The following is a 23,697-nucleotide window of genomic DNA, read 5'->3' as shown; positions in this document are numbered from 1 at the left end:
TGTAGCGATATAAGTTTTGAGGAACAGAAAAAGAAGCTTAATAGTTTGTTACAGAGAAGTCTCCAGAGTAAAAATTTAAATATTTTAATTGGTTCCGGCTATGAGCTTTGATCTTGAATATGATAAATAATAATAATATTGGGTTAGAAGGTAATATAATGCTTGAAAAACTATTGATTGAATATGCCAAAAAAACAACTAAGATATTAACACTTTCACAGCAACCAAACTGGATTGTAAAAGTTACGGATAAAGGTCTTCATGTTGAAACTGAACGTTCAAGAAAAACGTTTGAAGAGGGAAATCGACAAGAACCGTGGGATTTAATTCCTTTAGATTTTTTAGAACTAGCTTGGTCTGAATTTACAAATGTGAGACATGCCTCTTCAAAAGATTTTATAAAAACAAATCCTCGGTATTCTTTTTTTATGTCCTTTTTTGAGAAGCTTCCTTTTATTGAAAAGACAATGAAAGGACAAGCAATTGCTATACGATTAAAAGAGTTTACTACTGATCAGTTACCGGAAGCAGCCTTTGATTCGGTTAAAGAATTTCTAGATGATACTTTGAAAGGAAAGATCAATCCAAAATCCATTTCAAAAGATTTTAAATCAGATAAGGAAAAAAGATTAAAGTCAAGGGCTCGGCAGGGATTAAAAATACTTGGAATCTTGAATGAAAGCTTCGATCCTAATACTATTCTTATAGAGAAGTATCAGCAAGCTGAGAATAAGAAAGACCTAATAAAGGTCCAAATTCTTAAGCAAGAGTATTTTAAAATATTCGTCGAAATTCTTTATGTAATACCTCATTTTACAATGGAAGATAAATTGAAGTGTCTTGTTGAAATGGGAATGCTTATTGTACGTAATTCCAGAGGAGAAAATCTAATGCTGGAATCTGTGTCTGAATACAGAACTCGAAATATCTTAGGTTGGCTAGTAAAAACAGGTGTTATTGATGAGGAGTGGGTTCCCATTATAAATGAAGAAGTCAGACCGTTGCTATTAAGGTTTATAAATGAGTATGAAGTAGCTAAAAAAGGTCCATTTGCTGGGAGTCCTCTAGGGTATGTTGTTCGAAACGACTTACCGAAGGCTTTTGAAAAGCTGAATTTTATAAATAAAGAAAATTACATAATAAAAGGTTCTGTGGGGCAAGGCAATTGGGCAGTAATACCTTGGATTGCTGTTATGAATAAAAATATTACTACTACTACGCAGAGAGGTTATTATATTGTTTACTTGCTAAGTGAAGATTCAAAAAGACTTTACTTAACGTTTGCTCAAGGAGTTACAGAAACAACTCAAGAACAGATGGAGAAGATTATTTTAACCTTTAGAAATGAAATTCAAGTAAGCGAACGTTTCAAAAAAGATTCTGATTTTAACCTTGGGAATAGTGGGTTAGCAAAAAAATATCAAAAGTCTGTTGCTGCGTATATAGAGTATACCACCGATAATTTTCCATCTGAAAACCAGATCCTTTCTGATTTAAAAGATATGCTAAACTACTATGAACAATTTATTGAGCTTAAAGAGAATTCAATTGAACCAAGTAATCCTCAAAAATTCTCTTTAAGCATGGAAGACTTGGTCAACCATATTCATTCCTATATCAACCATAAGGGCTTTTACTATTCTTTAGATAGCATCAAAAATCTTTATCTTTGTCTCAAGACAAAACCATTTGTAATCCTTTCTGGTATTTCAGGGACAGGGAAGACCCAGATTATTAAGTTATTTGCTGAAAGTATAGGTGCAACCGAACAAAATGGTCAATTTAAGTTAATCCCTGTACGTCCGGATTGGAGTGATGGATCCGATTTAATTGGTTTTGAGGATTTAAAAGGGGAATTTAAGCCTGGGCCTCTAACTAAAATCTTACAAGAAGCAAATAGAGCAGAAAACCATGACAAGCCTTACTTTATTTTATTAGATGAAATGAATTTAGCAAGGGTAGAGTATTATTTTAGTGATCTACTTAGTGTCATGGAGAGTAGAGAGAAAAAGGATGGAGAGTATATTTCTACACCTATAGTAGAGAGAGAAGAAGTAGGGAAGCTTATGCTTAGGAATAATATCTATTTAATTGGAACGGTTAATATGGACGAGACAACCCATCCGTTCAGTCCAAAGGTATTAGACCGTGCAAATACCATTGAATACAATGAAGTGAATTTGGATCATTTTAATTTTTTAACGGAGTTAGAGTCCATTGAACCGGTCGCTATTTCAAACCAACTGCTTGCAGGTGAGTTCTTAAAGCTTAAGGATGCCTTCCTAGAGCATGAGACATTAATTCGAGAAGTGACCACATGGCTGGTTGATATCAATAAAATTCTTGAATTGACCAACGCTCATTTTGGCTACCGTGTTCGGGATGAGATTTGCTTTTATATGATTTACAACGAACAAGGTCAGCTTATGCCACGGAATCAAGCCTTTGATTCACAGCTTTTTCAAAAAGTATTACCTAGATTAACAGGAAATGATGCGAAGTCAGAACAGGTCTTAAAGAATCTCTATCAATTTTGTACAACTCATGAGTGGGAAAATGGGTTATTGTTAACCGATAAAGAAGTTCGGTATCCAAAGACTGCAAAAAAACTTTCCAGCATGATTGAAAAGATTCAAAATGATGGATTTACATCCTTTTGGCTTTCCTAAGGAGACATGAAAATGGAAACCCAAGAGCTATTAATCATTGAAACGGCTGATCTATCCTTATTTATCAAGGGGCTTCCCTATGACAGGAAGTATACCAATCTTAGACAATACCGAAAGCAGGTAGAGCTGGAAAAGGAAACAATGGTGATACGTGTCCATGGAGAGCAAATGGAAGCAGCTGACGTTTTGAACGTAGAAACAGGGGAGTTAGAGTTTGTGCAATCAAATAAGCTCGCACCTATCTTTTTTGAAAATGGGATCTATCAGTTAGTCCTTACACCAAAGAGAGAAAAGCAAATACAGTTTTATCATGAGCATCCAGGAATTCGTAACTCGATCTCTCCAGTAGGAACTTCAGGTATTCTTATGGGGAATTTACAATTTACGAATGAGGTAGGTTTGACGAACTTTTCTTTCTATTCGGGAAAGGAAAAACTTTTAGAGGTGACGCTTGAAATTTTCCCCTCTAAGCTAAGCTACAAGGAGGATTATCGCAAGCTGCTGGAGGAAGTGAATGACGAGGTGTATAATTTAGCCTTTCATTTTATAAAGAAGACGTACTTAAATGCTTCTTCCATTCTTTCTGAGAATCCCTCACCTACTGAATTTTTTCGCTTATTGGAGCATTATTTCCTCGCATTCGAAAAAGCCATTAGAAAAATTGAACAGCAGCCTCATCATCAGTTGAACACTGAGCATGAGCTGGTAAGAGGGGATCGGATTAAGCGTTTAGACTCAAAAGGAAGACAATTTTTAAGGAAGCATCCTCAAGTATTTGAAGATAGTCCTATAGGGTTTTCCATAAAAGGGCGGACTTTTTTGCCGACAAAGGGAATAAACACGAATAAACGATTATCTTTTAATACCCTAGAAAACCGTTTTGTTAAATGGATGATCGAGCGCTTACTTCATAAGCTAACAGATTTAAAACAGAGAGTAATTAAGAGAGATACTCGTTTTCAAGTGGAGGTTGATGAAATTTTAGTCAATCGAATTACTTATATGGTAAAACAGTTGGAAAAATTCCTTCAGAAGTCTTTTTGGAAGGAAATTGGCTCGATTGACCGTACTGTTCTCAATATGGTAATGCAATCCAAAGCGGGTTACAGAGAAGCATATAAAATTTATCTGATCGTTTCAAGAGGACTGTCCCTTCAGGGTGAGCTCTATAAAATGTCAGTAAAGGACGTGGCTACTCTATATGAGTACTGGACCTATTTGAAGCTTGGTCAAATCCTACGAAAAAATTATGTGATGGAAAATCAAAATATCGTAAAAACAAGACAAGGAGCCTTATTTGTCGATCTTGATCAGACATCCAATGCCACACAGGTCTTTCGTCACCCTCAAACGCATGAAAGGATTAAGCTTTCTTTTCAGAAGAATTCTGGTAAGCTGCCAACTGTCGCTCAAAAGCCGGATATTATGCTAGAGGTTCAAAAAAAGGGAGTCAGTTATTCGTATAATTATATTTTTGATGCAAAATATCGCATTGATTTTGGACAAGAATATTCACAGAATGGACCCGGTCCTATGGAAGAGGATATTAATACAATGCATCGGTATCGTGATGCGCATGTAGTTCGTAAGCGGCAGGGGTCATATGAACGTCATGCATTTGGAGCCTATGTTTTATTTCCATGGTATGACGAGGAAAATTATGAATTGCATCCTTTTTACAAGAGTATTGATGAGGTGAACATTGGAGGGTTACCGTTTTTACCAAATGCAACGAAGCTGGTAGAACGAATTGTGGACCGTTTAATCGAAAGTAATCCTGAAGACCTGCAAAATGAGGGGATTTTACCACAGGGATCAGTGGCGTACTGGAGGTCTAATTTAGATGAAACGGTATTAATAGGTTCGGTAAATAATAAAGATGATTATGTGGAGTTTAAAAAGAATGGCCACTATAGAATTAAAGCAAACAACTTAAAAGAAGGCTGGCAAAATGCAAGGTTTTTAGCTTTATATGTGACACAAGAAGTGACAAAAGATTCAACTGCTGAAAATGGCATTCATTTTTACGGTGAAATAAAAAATGTACAGGTCATTCAGCTTTTAAACGATGTATATATAGAATTTAAAATAGAAAAGTGGGAGTCACTTAGTACTACCATTCGACCAGTAGGATATGGCATTCAATCGTATCTTCTTACGACAATGAATCTATTAAAAGAAGTAGCAGAATTACCAGAGCTCTATATGAAATTTGGGGAAGAGCGAAAGTTGTGGAGGATGTTGCGAAGATTATCTACGAATGTAAGAACAAACCTAGATCAAAAGCTGGTAGATCAGGCAAGAAAAATACAGGCCTATCAAATTGGATTTTATTCTTTAGTACTAGATGTGGGTATAAGGCAAATTCACATTTTGTATAACGATGAATTAATTCTTTATATCCCTATGGAACAATTAAAAAAGCAGCCAGCAAGTGTTTTTAAAATGATCAAGGAGACAATTTTCCAATGAGTTATGAAGCTATTTATAAGGAGTTGTTTTTATGCCAATAGAAGTAGGCATTTGGAAAATTAATAATGAAGTAAAGAAGATCTCTTTTAGTCCTATTGAATCTGAAAAGAAATTAGAAGACATCCTAGTTCAGGATATTTCAATATTATCAGAAAACTTATTGCTTGTGGGTAGGCAAGTAAAAACAGACTATGGAAAGTACATTGATATGCTGGCAATTGACGATGATGGTAATCTACATATTATTGAGCTTAAGAAAAACCGTGCACCTAGAGAAGTAGTTGCACAAGCTATAGATTATGCTTCATGGGTTCAAAATTTATCATATGAACAAATTTTAAAAACATTTGAAGTACATAATAATAGGTCATTAGAAGAAGCATTTGCTGAAAAATTTATAATTGATTTGCCTGATAAATTAAACGAATCTCACCAAATGATGATTGTTTCTTCTCAATTAGATAGTGAAACAGAAAGAATAATTAATTATTTATCTACTAATTTTGATGTTCCTATTAATGCTGTATTTTTCCGGTATTTCCAAGAGAGAGAACAAGAATTTATTACTAGAAGTTGGTTAATTGACCCAAATATAGTGGAAGAAAAATCTAGTAATAATAATAATGTGGGTAAAAAGGAAAAATGGAATAAACAAGATTATGTGGTTAACTTTGATGACGGACAATATAGAAATTGGGAAGATGCATTAAAATATGGATTTATTTCAGCAGGAAATGGCCGTTGGTATACTAAAACTTTGCAACAATTATTTGTAGGTTCAAGAATCTTTTGTATGATTCCCAAAAAGGGTTATGTAGGAATAGGAAGAGTAATTGAAGAAGCAAAACCTATAGGAGAAGCCACGTTAAGTGTAGATGGGGAAGATAAAAAATTTCATGATTTAAAATTGCAATTGAAAGCTCCTGATATGTTTCATGATATGGAGGATAATGAAAAGTGCGAATATATAGTGAAAGTTGAATGGGAAAGATATGTTGAAAAAGAGAAAGCCTATTGGGAAAAAGGCTTAAAAGCAAATCAAAATAGCGCATATAAATTAAGGAGCCAATACACAATAGACAAGGTTTCAAAGTATTTTAGTATTAATATAGATGAATAGGTACAAAAAAGACAATCTACTTTCAGATTGTCTTTATATTTTTTAAATGGTTATTAAAGTAATTGTGAGATTATTTCCTTTATTGCTTCAGGTCCTTCAATTGTGATTTGAGATGATTTATTTACCCATACCCCTACAATTTTAAGTTTATCTAGACCATCATTTATCTTCGCTATTCTTTTTTTTATACTTGTAACATCTGGGTTAGCCATAAAAAAAATAGGAATAAAACTTGTACTTGTGGATTGTTGAAACCTCATGACTTGATTTACCTGTTCTGAAACTTGAATATCTAATTGAGAGCTGTCAAAAACGATATCAGTTCCTCTATTCTTATTTGCTTGATTACCTCTTGATTCGATAAATAATTCCACATTATTTTTTTACGGCTCTTATATCGATTTCGGAGGGAGAAGCTGAGGATCTAATTTTAAAGCCTTTTATCGAAAGATACTCAAATAAATCATCATTTACCTCTTTTGGAGTCATGATTATTGGATCTGGATTAGCAAGAGTTGAGTTTTTAACAGGCATTGAAATATTCCTCCTACTATTAAATTTTATAAGTTAATTATACTCAAAATTTAAATGGAAAAGGTAAATTTAGACACCGTTGCTGTTCTTTTTACAATCTTTAAGTATGATATCTTTTTTACTCAGCTAATATCGATTACCTGGGCCATGAGCTTTTTGACCTGGACTTTCTTACGGATATTGCAGTTTATAGATTTTTTTGCAAGGTTACACTCTTTTAAAAAATATTCGTAAGCTCTCGGCTGAGCGAGAGGCTTTTTATTTTCCCATTTACACATTTGTAATGCCACAACATGAAAGGTGGGCTCGTAGATATATATCCAATTTTTAAAGTGGCTATAGATAACCTTTTGAATTTCAAATATTCTTAATTCAATAAAGAAAGCGCTACCAATAGGTAAAGGAGGTTCATTTCTGTTAGAGCAAGGAGGATGTTTAAAAGAACTTTTAGCCTGTATGCTGTCTATTAAAAAAGAAAAAGGGGAGTTGTAAATGAGTATACCAAAAGCTCGCTGGTACCGAATTGGCTTATTGCTCTTTTTAACCTACTTAGTGGCATTTGTGGATCGATCGAATATTGGAATGGCAGCACCAATCATGGTGAAGTCGCTGGGACTCTCGGCGACAACCACTGGTGTGTTGTTATCCTCATTTTTCTGGGGCTATGTCATCACGCAAATACCAAGCGGCCTTTTAGCAAGCAAATACAGTGCCAAAACGATTATTGTTGCATCCCTTTTCTTCTTAGGGCTAACGGGAATTTTAACGGGGATTGTGAAGAGCTACGATATGCTATTGACCGTTAGGTTTATCATGGGTCTTGCCGAAGGGGTGCTTTGGCCTGCATTTGCCGTGTATTTTATCAATTGGTATGCTTCGCATGAGCGGGCGAGAGCGATTAATTTCTCGGAAATGTCGCTGCCGATCTCTTCCATTATCATGGCGCCTCTTGCCGGATGGATGATTGAAAACTGGAATTATCATGTAATGTTTATTTTGCAGGGCAGCCTTCCGATCATTTTAGCCTTTTTCTTTATGGGATTTGCTTCTGATTCCCCGGAAAAGGACCGCTTTATTTCCAAGGAAGAAAGAGAATATATCCAAAAAAATCGGTATACTGGCGTAAAAGAGAACGGTTCGTTTCTAGAGGTGATTGGAAACTACCGGGCATGGATTTTTTCTCTAGTCTACTTCCTTTGGATTACAGGCTTGTACAGCTTCGGGTTATGGATGCCAAGCTTAATGAAGGAACTTAGCAGTAAAGGCATTGGAACGGTCGGCTGGTTAACGGCCATCCCATTTGTACTGGCGGCGGTTTCCATGTACATCAACGCTTCCTGGGCGGATAAGCATAAAGAAAAACGAGCTTTTTTTATCGCTATTCCTTTAGCCATCGGAGGAATCGCGTTAGTCCTTCAGCATGTTATGGGCGGCAGCCTTGCCATGAACCTAGTCTTTTTAATCATTGCCGGAATTGGGATCTATGCAGCTTTTGGTCCATGGTGGGCCTGGGCGATGTCGTTTTTCCCCAATAATCAGGCAGGCACATTGAATGGTTTAATAAACTTGTGCGGAAATTTTGGCGGCATTGTCGGTCCGATTATTGTAGGGGCTGTGGCTCAAGGGAAAAACCTGCTGGAAGGCTTTTATGTCCTGGGATTCTTTTTAATCCTCGGTGCTATCATCGTCTTTTCGTTTAATGCTGTCTGGAAATCCAAAAACAGCAAGCAGAATGCCCATCCAACGGCCAAACAGATTTCTATAAAATAAGCACAAAACAGGCTATTCTGCGATTCATTACAGAATAGCTCTATTTATTGAATATTGAATATTGAATATTTCATTATTTAAAACTTTTTAGTATTCCGTTAAAATTATAAATATAACATTTCGGAAATCGAAGGATACAGCATAAAGACGATGAATTGGGGAGGAGATCGTACATGACGCAAAATATTTGGAAAGAAGTCGTAATTAACCCTCAAGAAAAAACACCTTTATATAAACAAATCTCCAATCAAATTGAACTTTTGGTCCATGACGGGCAATTAAAGCCCGGTTTCCGGCTGCCTTCAGAAAGAACGATGGCCAAGCTTTTGAATGTGAGCAGAATGACGATTACACTTGCCAATGAAGAAATGAAAATGAAAGGGATTGTCCGAAGTCATCAGGGAAGCGGCACCTTTATTCTCCGAGGGACAAGATTGAAAGAAAAGGAAGTTCAACTCGATAACCCCGTTGATTTTGCGTATCCGACGGGGGAAATCAATCATGGGATGGATGAGATTATGAGTCTTGGCCAGGATCAATCACTTATCAATTTAGGTGGTGTTGGCGCTGCACCGGAAGTACATCCCGGCATTGAATTCAGTCAATGCTTTGCTGAGCACCTGAGAAGAAACCCCGTTTTGCTGCAGCTACCTTCCCCTACGCAAGGCTATGAACCTCTTCGGCTCGAAATGATTAATTGGCTGAAAAAAGTCGGGGTCACAGCTGAGCTGAATGAAATCATGATGGTATCCGGAGCGATGCAGGGATTGGATTTGATTAGCCGCTTGTTTTTAAAACCCGGTGACTTTGTGATCATGGAAGAGCCCGGTTTTTTAGCGGCAGCCGATGCTTTTACCGCAACCGGTGCCAAGATTTTGCGAATTACCCTGGATGAGGAAGGGATCCGCCTGGACAGTCTGGAAAATATGCTGATGCAATTTCCCGTAAAGTTTATTTATGTAAATCCCACTTTCCAAAATCCCACAGGTATTACCATGTCCCTTGAACGCCGAAAGCAATTGCTCCATTTAGCGAAGAAGTACGGGGTTTTTATTGTGGAAGACGATCCCTTCAGTCTCCTCTATTACAGTGAAAAACCGGACCCGCCCATCCAAACGCTTGGATCAGATCACGTTATTTATATCCAATCCTTTTCAAAGTATCTTTACCCGGAGTTAAGGGTAGCTGTTTTAGTCGCATCAGAGGGGATTATACGCCATTTGTCCAAAATTAAGCAGCGTGTGGATTTACACAGCAACAACTTAACACAAATCGCGCTCCACGCCTACATAACCGGCGGCCTTCTGGAAACTCATATTCAAAAGCTAAGATACGGATATGCCCAGCGTCTTAAGGAAGTGCAGCTCCGCGTGAAGGCTAGTTCCTTCCTGCACTGCCAAATCCCAAAAGGTGGGGTGTTTCTTTGGTGCCGCATTCCGAAAGAGGTTCCGGCGGAGCGTCTCTTGGAAGTTGCCGTAAAAAAAGGCCTGACGTTCGTGCCGGGAAATTGGATGAGCGGGGTTGGGCTGTACGATCACCATATCCGCCTTGCGTTTACCCATCCGTCCCACGAAGGGCTGAAAAAGGGACTTGATCTTATTTCGGATGCCATTTCTGCGTACAAAGCATACCAATTTTAACATTGGTTATATGAAAACGCTTTATTTTTTCGTACCCTTTTCATAGAGAAAGAAAAAAAGCTTAAAGGAGGCTTTACAATGGTAGAGGCTGCAGTGTCGAGTGAACGACTGAAGGATTGGTATTATCGGATGCTCCTGATCCGGCGCTTTGAAGAAACGATAAATGAAAAATTTTTAGCGGGGGATATCCCCGGATTTGTCCATCTCTACATTGGCGAGGAAGCAACCGGAGTGGGTGTCTGCAGTACATTGACTAATGCAGATTACATTACCAGTACTCACAGGGGCCACGGGCATACAATCGCAAAAGGCGCGGATGTGAAACGTTGTATGGCGGAGCTGTATGGAAGAAAAACCGGTTACTGTAAAGGGAAAGGCGGCTCCATGCATATTGCCGATTTTAGTATTGGTATGCTGGGAGCAAACGGGGTTGTAGGCGGAGGATTTAACCTGGCTGTGGGAGCGGCGCTTTCTATCCAGCTGCGCAAAAGTGATCAAGTGGCGGTGTGCTTTTTCGGCGATGGTGCCAGTAACCGCGGAACCTTCCATGAAGGCCTGAACATGGCTGCGGTGTGGAACCTTCCAGTGATTTTTGTCTGTGAAAATAACCAATGGGCCTCTACAACTCCTTTACATGAGGCGACTGCTGTCACCGATATCGCGGTTCGCTCTGCCTCATACGGAATGCCTAGTGAAATTGTAGATGGAAATGATGTGTTTGCGGTATACGAAGCTGCGCAAAAAGCGGTGAACCGCGCGAAGCAGGGGGATGGCCCGACGTTAATCGAGTGCAAGACCTACAGGGTTAAAGGGCATTTCGTCGGAGATCCAGAGCAATACCGTACAAGAGAAGAAGTCCTGAATCAAATGGAAACAAACGATCCGTTGAAAAAGTTTTTAGAAAGAGTTCTCGCAGAAAAATTACTGTCCGATGCTGAATTAAAAGAAATCGAAGAACGGGTGCAGGCTGAAATCAGTGAGGCCGTTGCCTTTGCCGAGGAAAGCCCGTATCCAAAACCAGAAGAAGCTTTTGAAGACCTATATGCAGAGGAGGAAACCGTCCATGCGTAAAATTTCCTTTTCCCAGGCCACCCTGGAAGCAATGCAGGAAGAAATGAGAAGAGACGAACGAGTGTTTATTATGGGGGAAGACATTGCCAGTCAAGGAGGGATCTTTGGCCAATTTAAAGGGCTTCCGAAAGAATTTGGGCTCGAGCGGGTCCGGGATACGCCTATATCCGAGACCGCCATCGTCGGTGCAGGAATCGGTGCTGCCCTGGCAGGATCCGTGCCTGTCGTCGATATGCACTTCGCCGATTTCATTGGTGTCACCATGGATGAAGTACTGAACCAAATGGCCAAAATCCGCTATATGTTTGGCGGCCAGGCCAAGATGCCGCTCGTTTTGAGGGCTCCGGATGGTGTAACTCAATCCGCTGCAGCACAGCACTCCCAATCGCTTGAAGCCTGGTTTCTACATATTCCTGGTTTAAAGGTCGTCATACCTTCGAATGCGGCAGATGCGAAAGGCTTGCTGAAGGCAGCGATACGGGATCCAAACCCTGTGATCTTTTTTGAACACAAGGATCTGTTCAATAAAAAGGGGGAAGTATCAGAAGACGACTATACGATACCGATCGGTAAAGCGAAAGTGGTGAAGGAAGGACACGATATTACCATTGTCTCGTATTCTGCCATGCTGGGAAAATGCCTGGAGGCTGCAGATATTCTTGAAGAGGAACACGGATTAAAGGCAGAAGTCATCGACTTACGTTCGATTGTGCCGCTGGATATGGAAACCATCTATGCTTCTTTGAAAAAAACACATAAGCTTGTGATTGCCCATGAAGCGGTCAAAACAGGCGGAGTTGGGGCCGAGATAGCGGCAGCGGTCAGCGAGAATGTACTGGAATACTTGGATGCGCCTATCGTTCGTGTAGGAGCCGCTTTCACACCTGTACCATTTAGTCCGCCCCTTGAAAAGCATGTCATTCCGCAAGTGGAAAGTGTTGTAAATGCGGTTTTAAAAACCCGGTGGTAAACGGATAGTTGTGAAAGGCTTTTTTCGTAAACTTTGTTGTTATTTGTATTAAATAACAAGTAAAACAAAAGGCTCAGCCACTAGACTTTTGAATAGTGGACGAAAAGATGCTGCGAAATCAACCGACATATGGGTTTGGATATCTGTACGAAAAACAACAATCTATGCGAAAACAGCCTTGTGTAAAGAGAGGAGGAAATGAAATGGCGTTTGTGATCACAATGCCAAAGTTTGGCTTAACCATGACGGAGGGGACCATTTCCCATTGGACCAAAACGGTTGGTGAAAAGGTAGCGGAAGGAGAGGCGCTGTACGAGGTGGAAACCGATAAAATCACCAATGAGGTAGAGGCACCTCAAGGAGGGGTTCTTAGGTATATCTTTCAAGAAGCTGGTTCCACCGTGGATGTGGGAAAACCTATAGCCATCATCGCCAGTGAAACGGAAAACATTGATAATTATTTGGATTCAACCGAGAGTGCTCCTGATAATCCCACAAAGGAGAAGCTTTCGATTAGCTCAGCCATACAGAATGAAGGCGAGAATCAATCCCATGCGGATACATATGTTAAAGCGACTCCTTATGCAAAAAAAGTAATGAGAGACGAAGGGGTCTTACTGGAGGAAGTAACAGGAACCGGCCCCAATGGGATTATTGTGTCAAGAGATGTAAAAACAATCTCGGATTCTCCTAACAAACCAGCCATTTCGCCGGTTGCGAAAAAATATGCGGAGGAACAGCAGATCAATTGGGAAGACATTGGGCAGAAAAAGAGAATTCTGCTACCAGATGTGATCAAAAAGCAATTGGAGGTTTCAAGTGGAAAGAACGGAGCATCCGAGGAGCAATTCATATCTCGGACAACCTCCAAACCTGTCAAAGGAATGCGGAAAGTCATCGCTGAAAGGATGACGAAAAGCTGGCAGGAAATTCCGCACGTGACGGTGACAAGGGAAATCGATGTGACGGCATTGGTGGCTGCAAAGGATGTATTAAATAAAGAAGCAATGAACACAAATACGAAGATTACGCTAACACATTTGTTGATCAAAATAGTTGCAAGAACTTTGCCAAAACATCCTGCTCTGAATGCATGGTTTCAGGGGAAAGACATTCTCTATCACAACGATGTTCATATCGGTGTCGCGGTATCCGTTCCTGGCGGGCTGATTGTTCCGGTCATTCGAAACGTACATCAAAAAGACTTGCTGGATATAGCCGATACGCTTCGGGATGTAACCATTCGCGCGAAGGAGCAGAAGCTGAGACTTGAGGAAACACAAGGTGCCACCTTTACGATCAGCAATCTCGGTATGGAAGGGATAGACCACTTTACGCCGATCATTAATCCTCCCGAAATAGGGATTCTGGGGGTTGGGAGGATACAAGAAAAGCCCGTATTTGAAGGGGAGAAGGTTGTCCGCCGTTCCTTTATGGAGCTCTCGCTTTCTTTCGATCACAGGGCTTTGGACGGAGCGGATGCCGCCCATTTTCTCCGGTCCATCGATTACTATATCCAAGAGCCGCTTCGTCTGCTTGTGAAAGAGAGGGATTAGCATGAAAAAGAGAGTGATCATCATTGGCGGAGGTCCCGGCGGCTACACCGCGGCCCTGCATGCAACCCGGTTGGGGGCTGAAGTGACCTTAATTGAAAAGAATGTGTTGGGAGGCACCTGTTTAAATACAGGATGCATTCCGACAAAAAGCTTGCTGGAATCATCCTATACCTGGCATAAGGGACGGTTGATGTTTCCTGAGAAAATGAAGGGTGATGTGCCATGGAAATCGATGTTTTCCCAGAAGGAGGCAGCTGTGCTGAAACTGCGCAAAGGGGTAGAAGGGCTTCTTCGCACAGGGGAAATTAATGTGGTAAAGGGAACTGCTTCCCTTTTACCAAATAAACAAGTCATGGTAGTGGGGGAAGAAAAACGTCTAATTGAAGGTGATGCCATCATCCTTGCCACTGGAAGCCGTCCTATTGTGCCAACGATCGAGGGCATTGATTTGCCAGAGGTTGGAACGAGTGATGACTTCCTTTCCTTAACGGAGCTGCCAAAGGAAGTGGCTATAATAGGCGGCGGGGTCATTGGAATCGAGTTCGCCACGATTTTTGCAGAGCTTGGACTGGACGTTCACGTGATCGAAGCAACAGAGCGTATCCTGCCGATGATGGATAGCGATATCTCTAAGAGCTTAACCAGGCAGCTTTCAGAAAAAGGGGTTCATTTTTATCTGGAGAACCGTGTCGAGAAGATTGCGAAGAAGGAACAAGGGAAAGTGGAACTGACTTTATCCGGAGGCTATGTGGTGGAGGCTGAGAGGGTACTTGCGGCTGTTGGCCGGAAGGCAGTACTGGAAGAATTAAATCTGGATCATGCAGGCATTCTCCAATCCGGAAACAAAATTCAAGTCAATGCATATCAGGAAACCAGCATTGAAGGCATTTATGCCATCGGTGATTGTGCGAGTCCCATTATGCTGGCCCATGTGGCGATGGCAGAGGGAAAAGTGGCGGTTGAACATGCATTAGGAATGAAAACAGAGCCGGTTATTTATGATTTTGTTCCCCAGTGCACGTATTCTCATCCGGAAGCGGCAATGGTCGGAATCACGAGTGAAGAAGCTGCATTCAGGGGCTTTGATTATGAGGAGCATGTTTTTTCTATGAAGGCGAGCGGGATGGCGCTTATTGAAGGGGAAAATACCGGTTTTATTAAAATTGTTGCTGAAAAAAATTACGGCAGAGTGCTGGGGGTCCACCTACTATGCCCTAATGCCACAGAAATGATTTCTCATGCTACTCTTGCACTTACACTGGAATCGACAATCGATGAATTAGCAAACATGATCTATCCGCACCCTTCGATTGTGGAAGGGATCCAGGAGGCATTACCTCTAACAAATGAATGAAAGATCACGACAGTATAAAGGGCTCCCTGCAGATGCAGGAGCCCTTTTCGTTAGGAAGTACGCTTCATTTCAACATTCCCTTGTTTTTTTAAACCGATTCCCCATTTCTTCTCCCATAAAATCGCGATCAGGGCCCCAAGGGATGTATTCATAATCATATTGGTTACGGCAGGCACTGCTGCAATTGGACCGATGCTTTCCATCGCAAGGAGAGCTGCTAATGCTGTATTGCAGATCCCGAATTCATATACAATCGAACGTCTTTCCGGTTCGTCCATTTTAAAAATTGTACTATAGACATATCCAAGGATCATCGGGAGGATAATTTGTATTACCACGCAAATAAACAGCATGGGAAGAATTCTGATGTTCTGCGCTAACATGGTATGTGCATTGGACACAACCGATACATCCACAATGAGAAGGGCGATGGACGATAAAATCGGAATCATACTTCGAACGGCCGTTATCTTTTCTTCAAATTTCCATTGAATGAGCAGGCCTGCCGTAATGGGAATCAGTACGACATACACCATTTTTAGGATAAGCGGTGTAATCGCATCATGCACGTTGTTTGCTGCAGTCAATTTCATGATGAGGGGAGTGAAAAAAGGACCAATAAAGGTGTCGATCGTAGACATTAAAATACTTAATGCCACGCTTCCACCCGCCATCATCGTATAAAGATTGGCTGAGGTTCCGCTTGGTACGGAGCCGGCAAGAATGATGCCGGTTTTTAGTTCAATCTGATGGGCGAAAAATAGATTCGCCAATAAAAAAGAAATGCCGGTGGTGACAATCCATTTCCCACAAGCCCCTATGATGGCATTCTTAGGATGCAAAAGAACACGTTTGAGGGTTTCTCTTGATAAGGTGAGTCCCATGACAAAAAGGATAAACCCTAGACAGAATGCGCTTACATTTTTAATATCGGCAAACCACATTGGAAATTGGTAGCCTAAAAAGGCACAGACAATAATCCATAAAGGTAGGAATTTTGTTATGATCATTAGTAAAATCCTCATGAAAGGCTTTGCTCCTTACTGCTATCTGACCGTCCAGCCCCCGCAAACATTCAGTGCCTGCCCGGTAATATAATTGGCATTGTCAGATGCTAAAAATTCCACCGCTTTTGCTACATCTTCAGGTGCGCTGATTCTACCAAGTGGGATATCCCCAACATAATTCTTCAAGGACTGCTCCGGGGTACTGCTGGAAAGGTCGCTCATATCCTCCGCCATTTTCGAAAGCAGGTCCGTTTCCATGGCTCCAGGACACACAGCATTCACCCGAATGCGGCGGGGAGCGAGGACGATGGAAGCCGTTTTGGTTAAACTGATGATTCCGGCTTTTGAGGCAGCGTAGGCGACTGACAACGGCCTCGGGCTATTGGCCGCAACAGATGATATGTTAATAATCGAGCCTCCGTCCGCCATAAAAGGAGCGGCCGATTGGATCACAAAGAAGGCTGCTTTCAAATTAATATTCATCACAAAATCCCAGTCGCTTTCTTTTACCTGATCCATTGGCTTTACGAAATTGACTCCGGCATTATTGACTAGAACATGGATCTTTCCAAACTCTTTATGGATTTCATCGATAACACCATGAATACTTTCAGTGATGCTAAGATCAATAATGACTCCGTGCGCTTCTTTCCCTGACTGTACCAGTTTTTCAGTTGCAGCCTGTAATTGTTCTTCATTCCGATCCAATAAAATCACTTTATGGTCAGCCGCAGACAATAGCTCAGCAATCGCAAAGCCTAAGCCTTGTGCAGCCCCTGTAACGACTGCGATTTTTTTGCTCATTCAAAAGACCTCCTCTTAAACTAGAAAAATATTATGGGATTAACAAAACCTTTACACCTTGACCGCTATGGGCTATCTCAAAGGCTTGTGAAAAGTCTTTAAGAGGCAGTTGATGAGTTAAGGCGGGACGGATATCAAGTTTCCCCTGTGTAAGCAGATCCTCCGTCAAAGACCAGGTATCCCACATTCGCCTGCCATGAATGCCGTATACTGCAGCCTCCTTGAAAACAATATCAGCTGAGAGATTAAGAGAGACCTCATTTGAAAATAATCCACAAAGAATTACCGTTCCTCCTTTTTTTAAAAAAGGGAGAGCTTCTGCTAATGCCCGGCTGTTCCCTGTGGTTTCAATGATGACATCTGGCGCATTTGGTTTATTGAAAAGACTAGAAATATCGGTATTAAGTGGGTTCCAGGCAGAGACATCCGTGCACTTGGAGGCAATGTCCAGCCGGCTGGACTGGAGATCGCTAATGGTTACTGATCTTGCTCCAAGGGCGTTGCAGGCACTGGCGGCAAAAATGCCGATCGGGCCGGCTCCAAGGATTGCGACGCGCTTATCTTTAATTTCAGCCTTTTGGGCAGCATGAACACCGACACCTAATGGCTCTAAAACAGAAGCAATTTCATCCGGTATTTCTGGAGGGATTTTTCGGGCACATTTCTCAGGAACCACCGCGTAATCCGCAAAGCATCCATTGGTGTGCAGGCCAAATAATCTAAGATTCTCACAAATATGCTCCTTGCCGTTTAAACAGAGGTCACACGTGCCGCAGGGAATATGGGTTTCTACACTCACCCGGTCCCCTTTCCGCAACGAAGTGACATGTGTACCGGTTTCTACCACTTCACCCACACATTCATGTCCCATAATGCCTGGAATCAGAATATTGGCATTCGCAGCCCAGTTATTCCACTCGTAAATATGTAAATCTGTACCGCATAAGGCCGTGATTTTAATTGAGATCAGCACTTCATTCTCTTTCGGAACCGGGATCTCCATTTGTTCGAAGGCTGCTCCGGGTCCCCGGGACAGCTTTGAGATGGTCTGCATCTACCTTTTCACCTCCGTTTTTCATTACTGTAAGTATTGCTTTTGCAAGGAAGATTGTCTATTGCCAATTTTCAGATTGGCATGGAAGTGAAAAGAGATGAGAAGTGGAATAATTAAAGTGGATATTATTACAAGCTCCGGTACATCTTCTATTTTTTACGTTGCGCTTTTTTCTGGATAAAAAGATTTTGCAAATATCACATTATCTTATAAGGAAAGCAGTGTACATGATCAAATGGATGAAATTGCATAGGAGAAGTGAAGAGTATGTAAAGGAAAGAGATTCAATATATTGCTTAAATATTTAGATGAATTCAATAAGGGCAAGCGAACAATCTCTTTATCTATAAGACGTTAATATAAATAAAACAATATTAATTATAGAGAAAAACGCCACTTCCTAAATGTTATTCGGACATAAGGAGGGAGCGTTAGTTTGGAGTTGGGTAACAATATCATACGCAACACCAATAATGCCATTCATATTTTGGGAGAAGAATGGAACATCATTTATTATGCCCCTTAGTAGAATGTAGCTTTTTTATTATATTTCATTCTTAACCTTAACAATCGCGGCCTATTGTATCTTTGAATAAGGATGAAGGGGAGTTGAATACATACATTGGCTATGGCAAATGATAAAGCCATAAGAAAATTTGTACTTGAATTGATGAATATGCAAGCAAAGCCGGCTGCTGCCATTCCCAAATGCCCCGCTTCGGCATAACAGGTTTCTAAAATAAATTGATCGATGTATGCCAGCGTAATGTCTTTATGCAGGTTTTTCTTTTCAAAGCTTAAAAGCTTACCCCATTCCGGCAACTTGTCTTTCCACACGGCAACATTCATTTTTTTATAGAGTTTTCGTTCGAAGGATTTTTCTTTAAATAACCCATTAGCAGGATGATAGAGAGATTTAGGAAAGAGTCGGACAAGCCAAGCCATTCCAAAACAACAAACCAGCCAGAATGCTGTATTTATGATGGTTATTTTGAATGCAATCCATGGCATATGATGAATCCCCCAACACATACGTTAATACTACTATTTTACTATGACTATATTCGTTGATTCATCCAAAAATCTTAATTTGCATCATTTGAAAAATAAAAAGATAAAAATACAAAGGGTAAAACTCAGTTTAACTGGGAAATCATTTGTGGGTAAATTCGATGGCTTTATCCTTCTTAAACAACCAGCAATTGGCTGTATGCTGGCTGTATTGAATAAAATCAATTTTTAATCCCTAAAAAGTTTCTTAGCATCTTCAATTCTTATCGAATTCTTGCGCTTCAAATAAAGTAAAACGGCAAACCCGGATTCTAAACCATACCCGTACAATGTAAGGAGGTAGGTTCAAGGTGTAAGCGGGAACAAGAAAATAGAGCCAACTAAGGCAACAATGAGAAAAAGAGTCGATGCGATTGGGAAGAATCCGTGCAGCCAGAATGAAAAATCATTCGGGTAATGTTTTTTTTATAATAATGGAACAGAGCAATATTCACTAAAATGTATACGATGATGATGGCAAGAGTTAAAATTCAAGCTATTATCTGACTGGCAGTAAAGGGGCTGAATACAAAGCCGGCTCCGAGCGTAAAAACAAATAACTTTAGTTAAGTTTCATTATAAAAATGTAAACGTTTATATATTTTGAATATTTTATATTGACTAAATCTTACGCTGCTCTTATTATTTTAGTTAATAACAGCGCTTACATTAGCTGGTTTAAGAGTGAAAATCGGTTTTAAGTTTTTTAATACAATTAAATCTAAACGTTTACATTTTGGGTGGTGGGTTTGTTGGCATCAACAATACGGGACGTGGCACAGCTTGCAGGTGTATCAGTAGCTACGGTCTCTCGAGTTATTAATAAAATGGGGGGGGTTCGTCCCGAAACGGAGCGTCGTATAGAAGACGCAATGGAAGAATTGCAATACATACCTAATGTTTTAGCAAGAAGTGTGGCATCGAAAAAAACAAAGCTTATTGGAATGATTGTTCCTGATATAGAAAATCCTTTTTTTGCAGCCGTTTATAGCGGTGCAGATAAAATTGTTCGTGAATTTGGGTATACCACTCTTCTTGGGGGGTCAAACGATACGGTTGATAGAGAAGAAGGACTATTACAAACCATGATGGAGCATCAAGCATCCGGTATTCTTTTAACTGCTGCATTTTCTCGGACAAAGTGGATTGATCGAATTGGTAACCGTGTTCCTATTTGTTTGGTTGACCGTGATATTGAAGGAATTGAGTGTGATCGAGTTTTAATTGATAACAGACGTGGTGCCTATGATGCAACAAAGCTGTTTATACAAAAAGGCCATCGGAAAATTGCAATCATTACAGGTCCGTTGGAAAGTACTCCGGGAAGAGAGCGTTTCGAAGGATATAAAAGCTGTTTGGAAGATTACGGAATAAAAATCATTCCGGATTATATTCAAATTGGTGATTTTCGTGAAAATTCCGGTTACCAGCTTGGCAGGCACTTACTTCAATTAAACGATCCACCTACAGCTATTTTAAGCAGTAATAATTTGATGACACTTGGGCTATTGGAAATCATCCATACAAGTTCGTTTAAATTAGGAGTGGACCTTGGATTAATAGGATTTGACGATCTTCCCATTGCAACTTTAATGAGCCCAAATTTAACGGTTATATCAAGGCCAATGAATGAAATGGGCGAGTGTGCTGCTAACATGCTGATCCAAAGAATACACAGTCCGACAAAGCCAAAACAAACCGTTATTATGACTCCGCATTTAATTGTACGTGGGTCAGAATCAATCAACTTTTAAAAGGGAGTGTGTATATGGATAAAAAAGTCTCAGGAGTAGTCGTTATTGGGAGTATGACAGCGGATGTAACGGCAATAGCAAATACTTTACCTCGCGGTGGCGAAACTGTTTTAGGAGAAGGGCTTACCCTGGTATCAGGTGGGAAAGGCTCCAATCAAGCAGCCATGGCTTCAAGAATGGGGATGAACACTTGGATGGTTGGGTGTGTTGGGACAGATGCTTTTCAAAGTATTGTGCTGGATAGTTTAAGAGACCACGGAGTCAATACTGATTTTGTTGATAAATTGGACAATGAAAAAACAGGTGTAGCTCACATTCGTGTTGATCGTAATGGAAATAACGATATTGTGATTGTTCCGATGGCAAATAACCGTACAAATCCTGAACGGGTGGACCGGTTTTTTGATTCTAATCCTAATGTTAATACCATGTTGCTACAATTGGAAATACCTGTTCCAACAGTTATGTATGCAGCAAAGGAAGCAAAGAAAAGAGGGCTTACAGTTATCTTTGATCCTGCTCCTGCAGCACCCTTTCCGGATGAGCTTTATAAATACGTGGATATTGTTACACCAAATGAAACGGAAACCACGGTTTTGACAGGTATCGAAGTAACAGATGTTGCTACTGCCAAAACAGCAGCACAAGTTCTTTTAGATAAAGGAGTAAAACTGGTCATCATTACTCTAGCAGAAAAAGGTGTATTGATTGCGGATGGCAAATCCTTTCATCATTTATCCTCATTTGATGTAGAAGTGGTCGATTCGACAGCAGCGGGCGATGCTTTTACAGGGACACTTGGTGCATGTGTATCACAAGGAAAGACGATTGAAGAATCTGTCCAATATGCAATGGCGGCAGGGGCTTTGACAGTAACAAAAAGCGGTGCTCAGACTTCTCTTCCGAATAAAGAAGAAATTACATTACTGATGAAAGGCGGATGCTTAAATTGAAAAGTACAAGAGGAATATTAAATCCCCAGCTTTCTAGAGTAATAGCTGAGATAGGTCATACTGATTACTTAGTTGTAACGGACTCCGGACTACCGATTCCACAAGAAGTTGAACGGGTGGATCTCTCAATTTTACCTAATTTCCCGAGATTTATTGATGTTCTAAAAGCGGTTTTAAGTGAAGTAGTTGTAGAAAAAGTCATTCTTGCTGAAGAAATAAAGACGGTTAGCCCTGAAATGCACAATGAAATTCTTAGCTTGTTTCCATCAGACCTAGTTGTGGATTATTTGCCACATACAGAATTTAAAGAAAACACAAGAAGTGCACGTGCGGCGATTCGATCCGGTGAATTTACACCGTACGCAAATATTATATTGCAAGCGGGATGTGATTACTAGTAAGGAGGTAGTTAAGTGGGTGTACGTCTTAGCAATATTCAAAAAAGCTTTGGAGATAACCGTGTACTGCGAGGAATAAGTTTAAACATTGAACCAGGAGAAGTCATTGCACTAGCGGGAGAAAATGGTGCTGGAAAGTCGACTCTGATGAAAATATTATCAGGTGCTCTTCAACCTGATTCCGGCCAGATATTGGTAGACGAAACTCCTGTTTCTTTTCATACTCCACAAGATGCGATGGCCTACAATATTCGTATGATCTATCAGGAAATGAACCTTTTAAGGGATCTTACTGTTGCTGAAAATCTCTTCCTTGTAGATGAAACCAAAAAATATGGGGCTTTTATTTCTAACAAAAGGAAAATGGTAGAAGATGCTAAAGTTTTTTTGAAGGAAATGGGACTAGAAATTGATCCTAAAATTCCGGTGGCAAAGCTTGCCGTTGCTGAGCAACAGATGGTTGAAATCTCAAAGTCCTTGGTAAAAGAAGTCAAGGTCCTCATTATGGATGAACCAACAGCAGCTTTAAATAAGGAAGAAACCGATCGATTATTTGAACAAATTCGTCGGTTAAAGCAAAAAGGTATATCTATCATATATATATCTCACCGTATGGATGAAATATTTGAATTGTCAGATCGAATTGTTGTATTGAGAGATGGTCAGTTAGTCTTAGAAGAAGCCATTGAAAAGGTTGAGCAAAAGCAGATTGTTACTTCTATGGTAGGGAAGCAGCTTGATAATTTTTATCCTAAGGAGCACAACGTTAATTCTTCCCAAATCCGTTTAAAGGTAGAAGGGCTAACTAAAGTTCCTTACTTCCAATCTGTTTCATTCGATATCTCGAAAGGTGAGGTTCTGGGAGTAGCGGGATTACTTGGATCAGGGAAAACAGAACTGTTAAAAGCGTTGTTTGGAGAATTAAAGCTAGATGACGGCTCGATCTCCATTGATGGGATAAGGATTAAAATAAATAGCCCTATAGAATCTATTAAACAAGGTATTGCCTATTTAACGGCAGATCGTAAACAGGAAGGGCTTATCATGGATTTATCCATTTATCACAATCTATCACTTTCTTCCCTGAAACAGTTTTCAAACCCTTTTGGGCTGGTAAATCGGAAGAAGGAACAAAAGGCTGCTGATGAATTTATTCAGCGGGTAAACGTAAAAGCGGCATCACCCAATATTACTGTTCGCAGATTAAGCGGCGGGAACCAGCAAAAAGTAGTTTTCGGTAGATGGATGATGACTCAGCCAAAGGTCTTCATAATGGAAGAACCGACGCGCGGAGTGGATGTGGGTGCCAAATCAGAAATATATCGAACGATTAATTTTCTAACAAAACAGGGTATTTCTGTATTGCTGGTAAGTTCAGATATTCCGGAATTAGTGGCAATGTCTGATCGTGTCGTTGTTCTGCGGGAGGGGCATTTAATTCAAGAGCTGAGCGGTGACTCAATTACTCAGCATAATATTTTACATTATTCACTTAGGGGGGCAGTACATTGACCTTTATCC

The 23,697-nt window shown here is 40.3% G+C and carries 19 protein-coding genes and 1 pseudogene; 14 read left to right on the top strand and 6 right to left on the bottom strand.

Annotated elements, in window-relative coordinates:
* The first annotated feature begins 158 nt into the window (after positions 1-158).
* From A5N88_RS05740 to A5N88_RS05730, 3 genes are read left to right on the top strand one after another with little or no spacing between them, the layout of a single operon-like run.
* Positions 159-2,669 carry an MrcB family domain-containing protein gene (locus A5N88_RS05740; protein WP_066264059.1) on the top strand — a complete coding sequence of 837 codons (2,511 nt, stop codon included), beginning with the start codon at positions 159-161 and terminating at the stop codon, positions 2,667-2,669.
* 12 nt (positions 2,670-2,681) lie between these two features.
* Positions 2,682-5,141, top strand: coding sequence for a restriction endonuclease-like protein (locus tag A5N88_RS05735; RefSeq protein ID WP_232317536.1), 2,460 nt, complete (start codon positions 2,682-2,684; stop codon positions 5,139-5,141).
* 31 nt (positions 5,142-5,172) lie between these two features.
* The gene (locus A5N88_RS05730; protein ID WP_066264055.1) at positions 5,173-6,261 is read left to right on the top strand and encodes an endonuclease NucS domain-containing protein; all 1,089 of its coding nucleotides are present in this window, start codon (positions 5,173-5,175) and stop codon (positions 6,259-6,261) included.
* Positions 6,262-6,314: 53 nt separating this feature from the next.
* Here A5N88_RS05730 and A5N88_RS05725 read toward each other — a convergent pair whose 3' ends face one another.
* Complete coding sequence (locus A5N88_RS05725) at positions 6,315-6,635, bottom strand: hypothetical protein (protein ID WP_066264052.1); 321 nt, start codon at positions 6,633-6,635, stop codon at positions 6,315-6,317.
* A 1-nt stretch (position 6,636) separates the two neighbouring features.
* Positions 6,637-6,795 (bottom strand): hypothetical protein, encoded by a 159-nt coding sequence (locus A5N88_RS24755; protein WP_157090610.1) that lies wholly within the window; start codon positions 6,793-6,795, stop codon positions 6,637-6,639.
* A 492-nt stretch (positions 6,796-7,287) separates the two neighbouring features.
* On the opposite strand from A5N88_RS24755, the gene A5N88_RS05720 reads away from it, so the two are divergent.
* The 6 genes from A5N88_RS05720 (at position 7,288) to lpdA (ending at position 15,156) form a co-directional block, all read left to right on the top strand.
* On the top strand, positions 7,288-8,565 hold the full coding sequence (locus A5N88_RS05720; RefSeq protein WP_066264050.1) for an MFS transporter: 1,278 nt from the start codon (positions 7,288-7,290) through the stop codon (positions 8,563-8,565).
* Positions 8,566-8,738: 173 nt separating this feature from the next.
* Entirely contained in the window at positions 8,739-10,205 is a 1,467-nt protein-coding gene (locus A5N88_RS05715) for an aminotransferase-like domain-containing protein (RefSeq protein ID WP_066264049.1), read from the top strand.
* Between the two features lie 78 nt (positions 10,206-10,283).
* Positions 10,284-11,276, top strand: coding sequence for a thiamine pyrophosphate-dependent dehydrogenase E1 component subunit alpha (locus tag A5N88_RS05710; protein WP_066264048.1), 993 nt, complete (start codon positions 10,284-10,286; stop codon positions 11,274-11,276).
* The gene (locus A5N88_RS05705) at positions 11,269-12,246 is read left to right on the top strand and encodes an alpha-ketoacid dehydrogenase subunit beta (protein ID WP_083953052.1); all 978 of its coding nucleotides are present in this window, start codon (positions 11,269-11,271) and stop codon (positions 12,244-12,246) included. The genes A5N88_RS05710 and A5N88_RS05705 overlap by 8 nt, the downstream gene beginning before the upstream one ends.
* A gap of 203 nt (positions 12,247-12,449) precedes the next feature.
* On the top strand, positions 12,450-13,802 hold the full coding sequence (locus A5N88_RS05700; RefSeq protein ID WP_066264044.1) for a dihydrolipoamide acetyltransferase family protein: 1,353 nt from the start codon (positions 12,450-12,452) through the stop codon (positions 13,800-13,802).
* A gap of 1 nt (position 13,803) precedes the next feature.
* On the top strand, positions 13,804-15,156 hold the full coding sequence (lpdA, locus tag A5N88_RS05695; protein ID WP_066264041.1) for a dihydrolipoyl dehydrogenase: 1,353 nt from the start codon (positions 13,804-13,806) through the stop codon (positions 15,154-15,156).
* A 50-nt stretch (positions 15,157-15,206) separates the two neighbouring features.
* Here the strand turns inward: lpdA and A5N88_RS05690 are convergent, their stop codons facing one another.
* From A5N88_RS05690 to A5N88_RS05675, 4 genes are all read right to left on the bottom strand, one after another.
* Positions 15,207-16,166 (bottom strand): bile acid:sodium symporter family protein, encoded by a 960-nt coding sequence (locus A5N88_RS05690; protein WP_232317535.1) that lies wholly within the window; start codon positions 16,164-16,166, stop codon positions 15,207-15,209.
* Positions 16,167-16,202: 36 nt separating this feature from the next.
* Positions 16,203-16,967, bottom strand: a complete 765-nt coding sequence (locus A5N88_RS05685; protein WP_066264038.1) for an SDR family NAD(P)-dependent oxidoreductase — start codon at positions 16,965-16,967, stop codon at positions 16,203-16,205.
* Positions 16,968-16,998: 31 nt separating this feature from the next.
* Complete coding sequence (locus A5N88_RS05680; protein ID WP_066264035.1) at positions 16,999-18,021, bottom strand: alcohol dehydrogenase catalytic domain-containing protein; 1,023 nt, start codon at positions 18,019-18,021, stop codon at positions 16,999-17,001.
* A gap of 522 nt (positions 18,022-18,543) precedes the next feature.
* Entirely contained in the window at positions 18,544-19,032 is a 489-nt protein-coding gene (locus A5N88_RS05675) for a glycosyl-4,4'-diaponeurosporenoate acyltransferase CrtO family protein (protein WP_066264034.1), read from the bottom strand.
* A gap of 791 nt (positions 19,033-19,823) precedes the next feature.
* Here A5N88_RS05675 and A5N88_RS05670 point away from each other — a divergent pair.
* The 5 genes and pseudogenes from A5N88_RS05670 (at position 19,824) to A5N88_RS05655 (ending at position 23,688) form a co-directional block, all read left to right on the top strand.
* Positions 19,824-20,825, top strand: a complete 1,002-nt coding sequence (locus A5N88_RS05670; RefSeq protein WP_198160180.1) for a LacI family DNA-binding transcriptional regulator — start codon at positions 19,824-19,826, stop codon at positions 20,823-20,825.
* 14 nt (positions 20,826-20,839) lie between these two features.
* The gene (rbsK, locus tag A5N88_RS05665; protein WP_066264032.1) at positions 20,840-21,778 is read left to right on the top strand and encodes a ribokinase; all 939 of its coding nucleotides are present in this window, start codon (positions 20,840-20,842) and stop codon (positions 21,776-21,778) included.
* The gene (rbsD, locus tag A5N88_RS05660; RefSeq protein WP_232317534.1) at positions 21,775-22,176 is read left to right on the top strand and encodes a D-ribose pyranase; all 402 of its coding nucleotides are present in this window, start codon (positions 21,775-21,777) and stop codon (positions 22,174-22,176) included. Before rbsK ends, rbsD begins: the two co-directional genes overlap by 4 nt.
* 78 nt (positions 22,177-22,254) lie before the next feature.
* Positions 22,255-22,686 (top strand): annotated as a pseudogene (locus A5N88_RS26520) (ATP-binding cassette domain-containing protein); the annotation flags it as partial.
* Positions 22,681-23,688, top strand: coding sequence for a sugar ABC transporter ATP-binding protein (locus A5N88_RS05655; protein WP_412733835.1), 1,008 nt, complete (start codon positions 22,681-22,683; stop codon positions 23,686-23,688). The pseudogene A5N88_RS26520 and the gene A5N88_RS05655, both read left to right, overlap by 6 nt.
* Positions 23,689-23,697 lie beyond the last annotated feature (9 nt).

This window comes from Heyndrickxia acidicola, assembly GCF_001636425.1.
GTDB lineage: Bacteria > Bacillota > Bacilli > Bacillales > Bacillaceae_C > Bacillus_AE > Bacillus_AE acidicola.
Note: the sequence above shows the minus strand (reverse complement) of the source record. Positions and strands in the feature narration are given on the sequence as shown.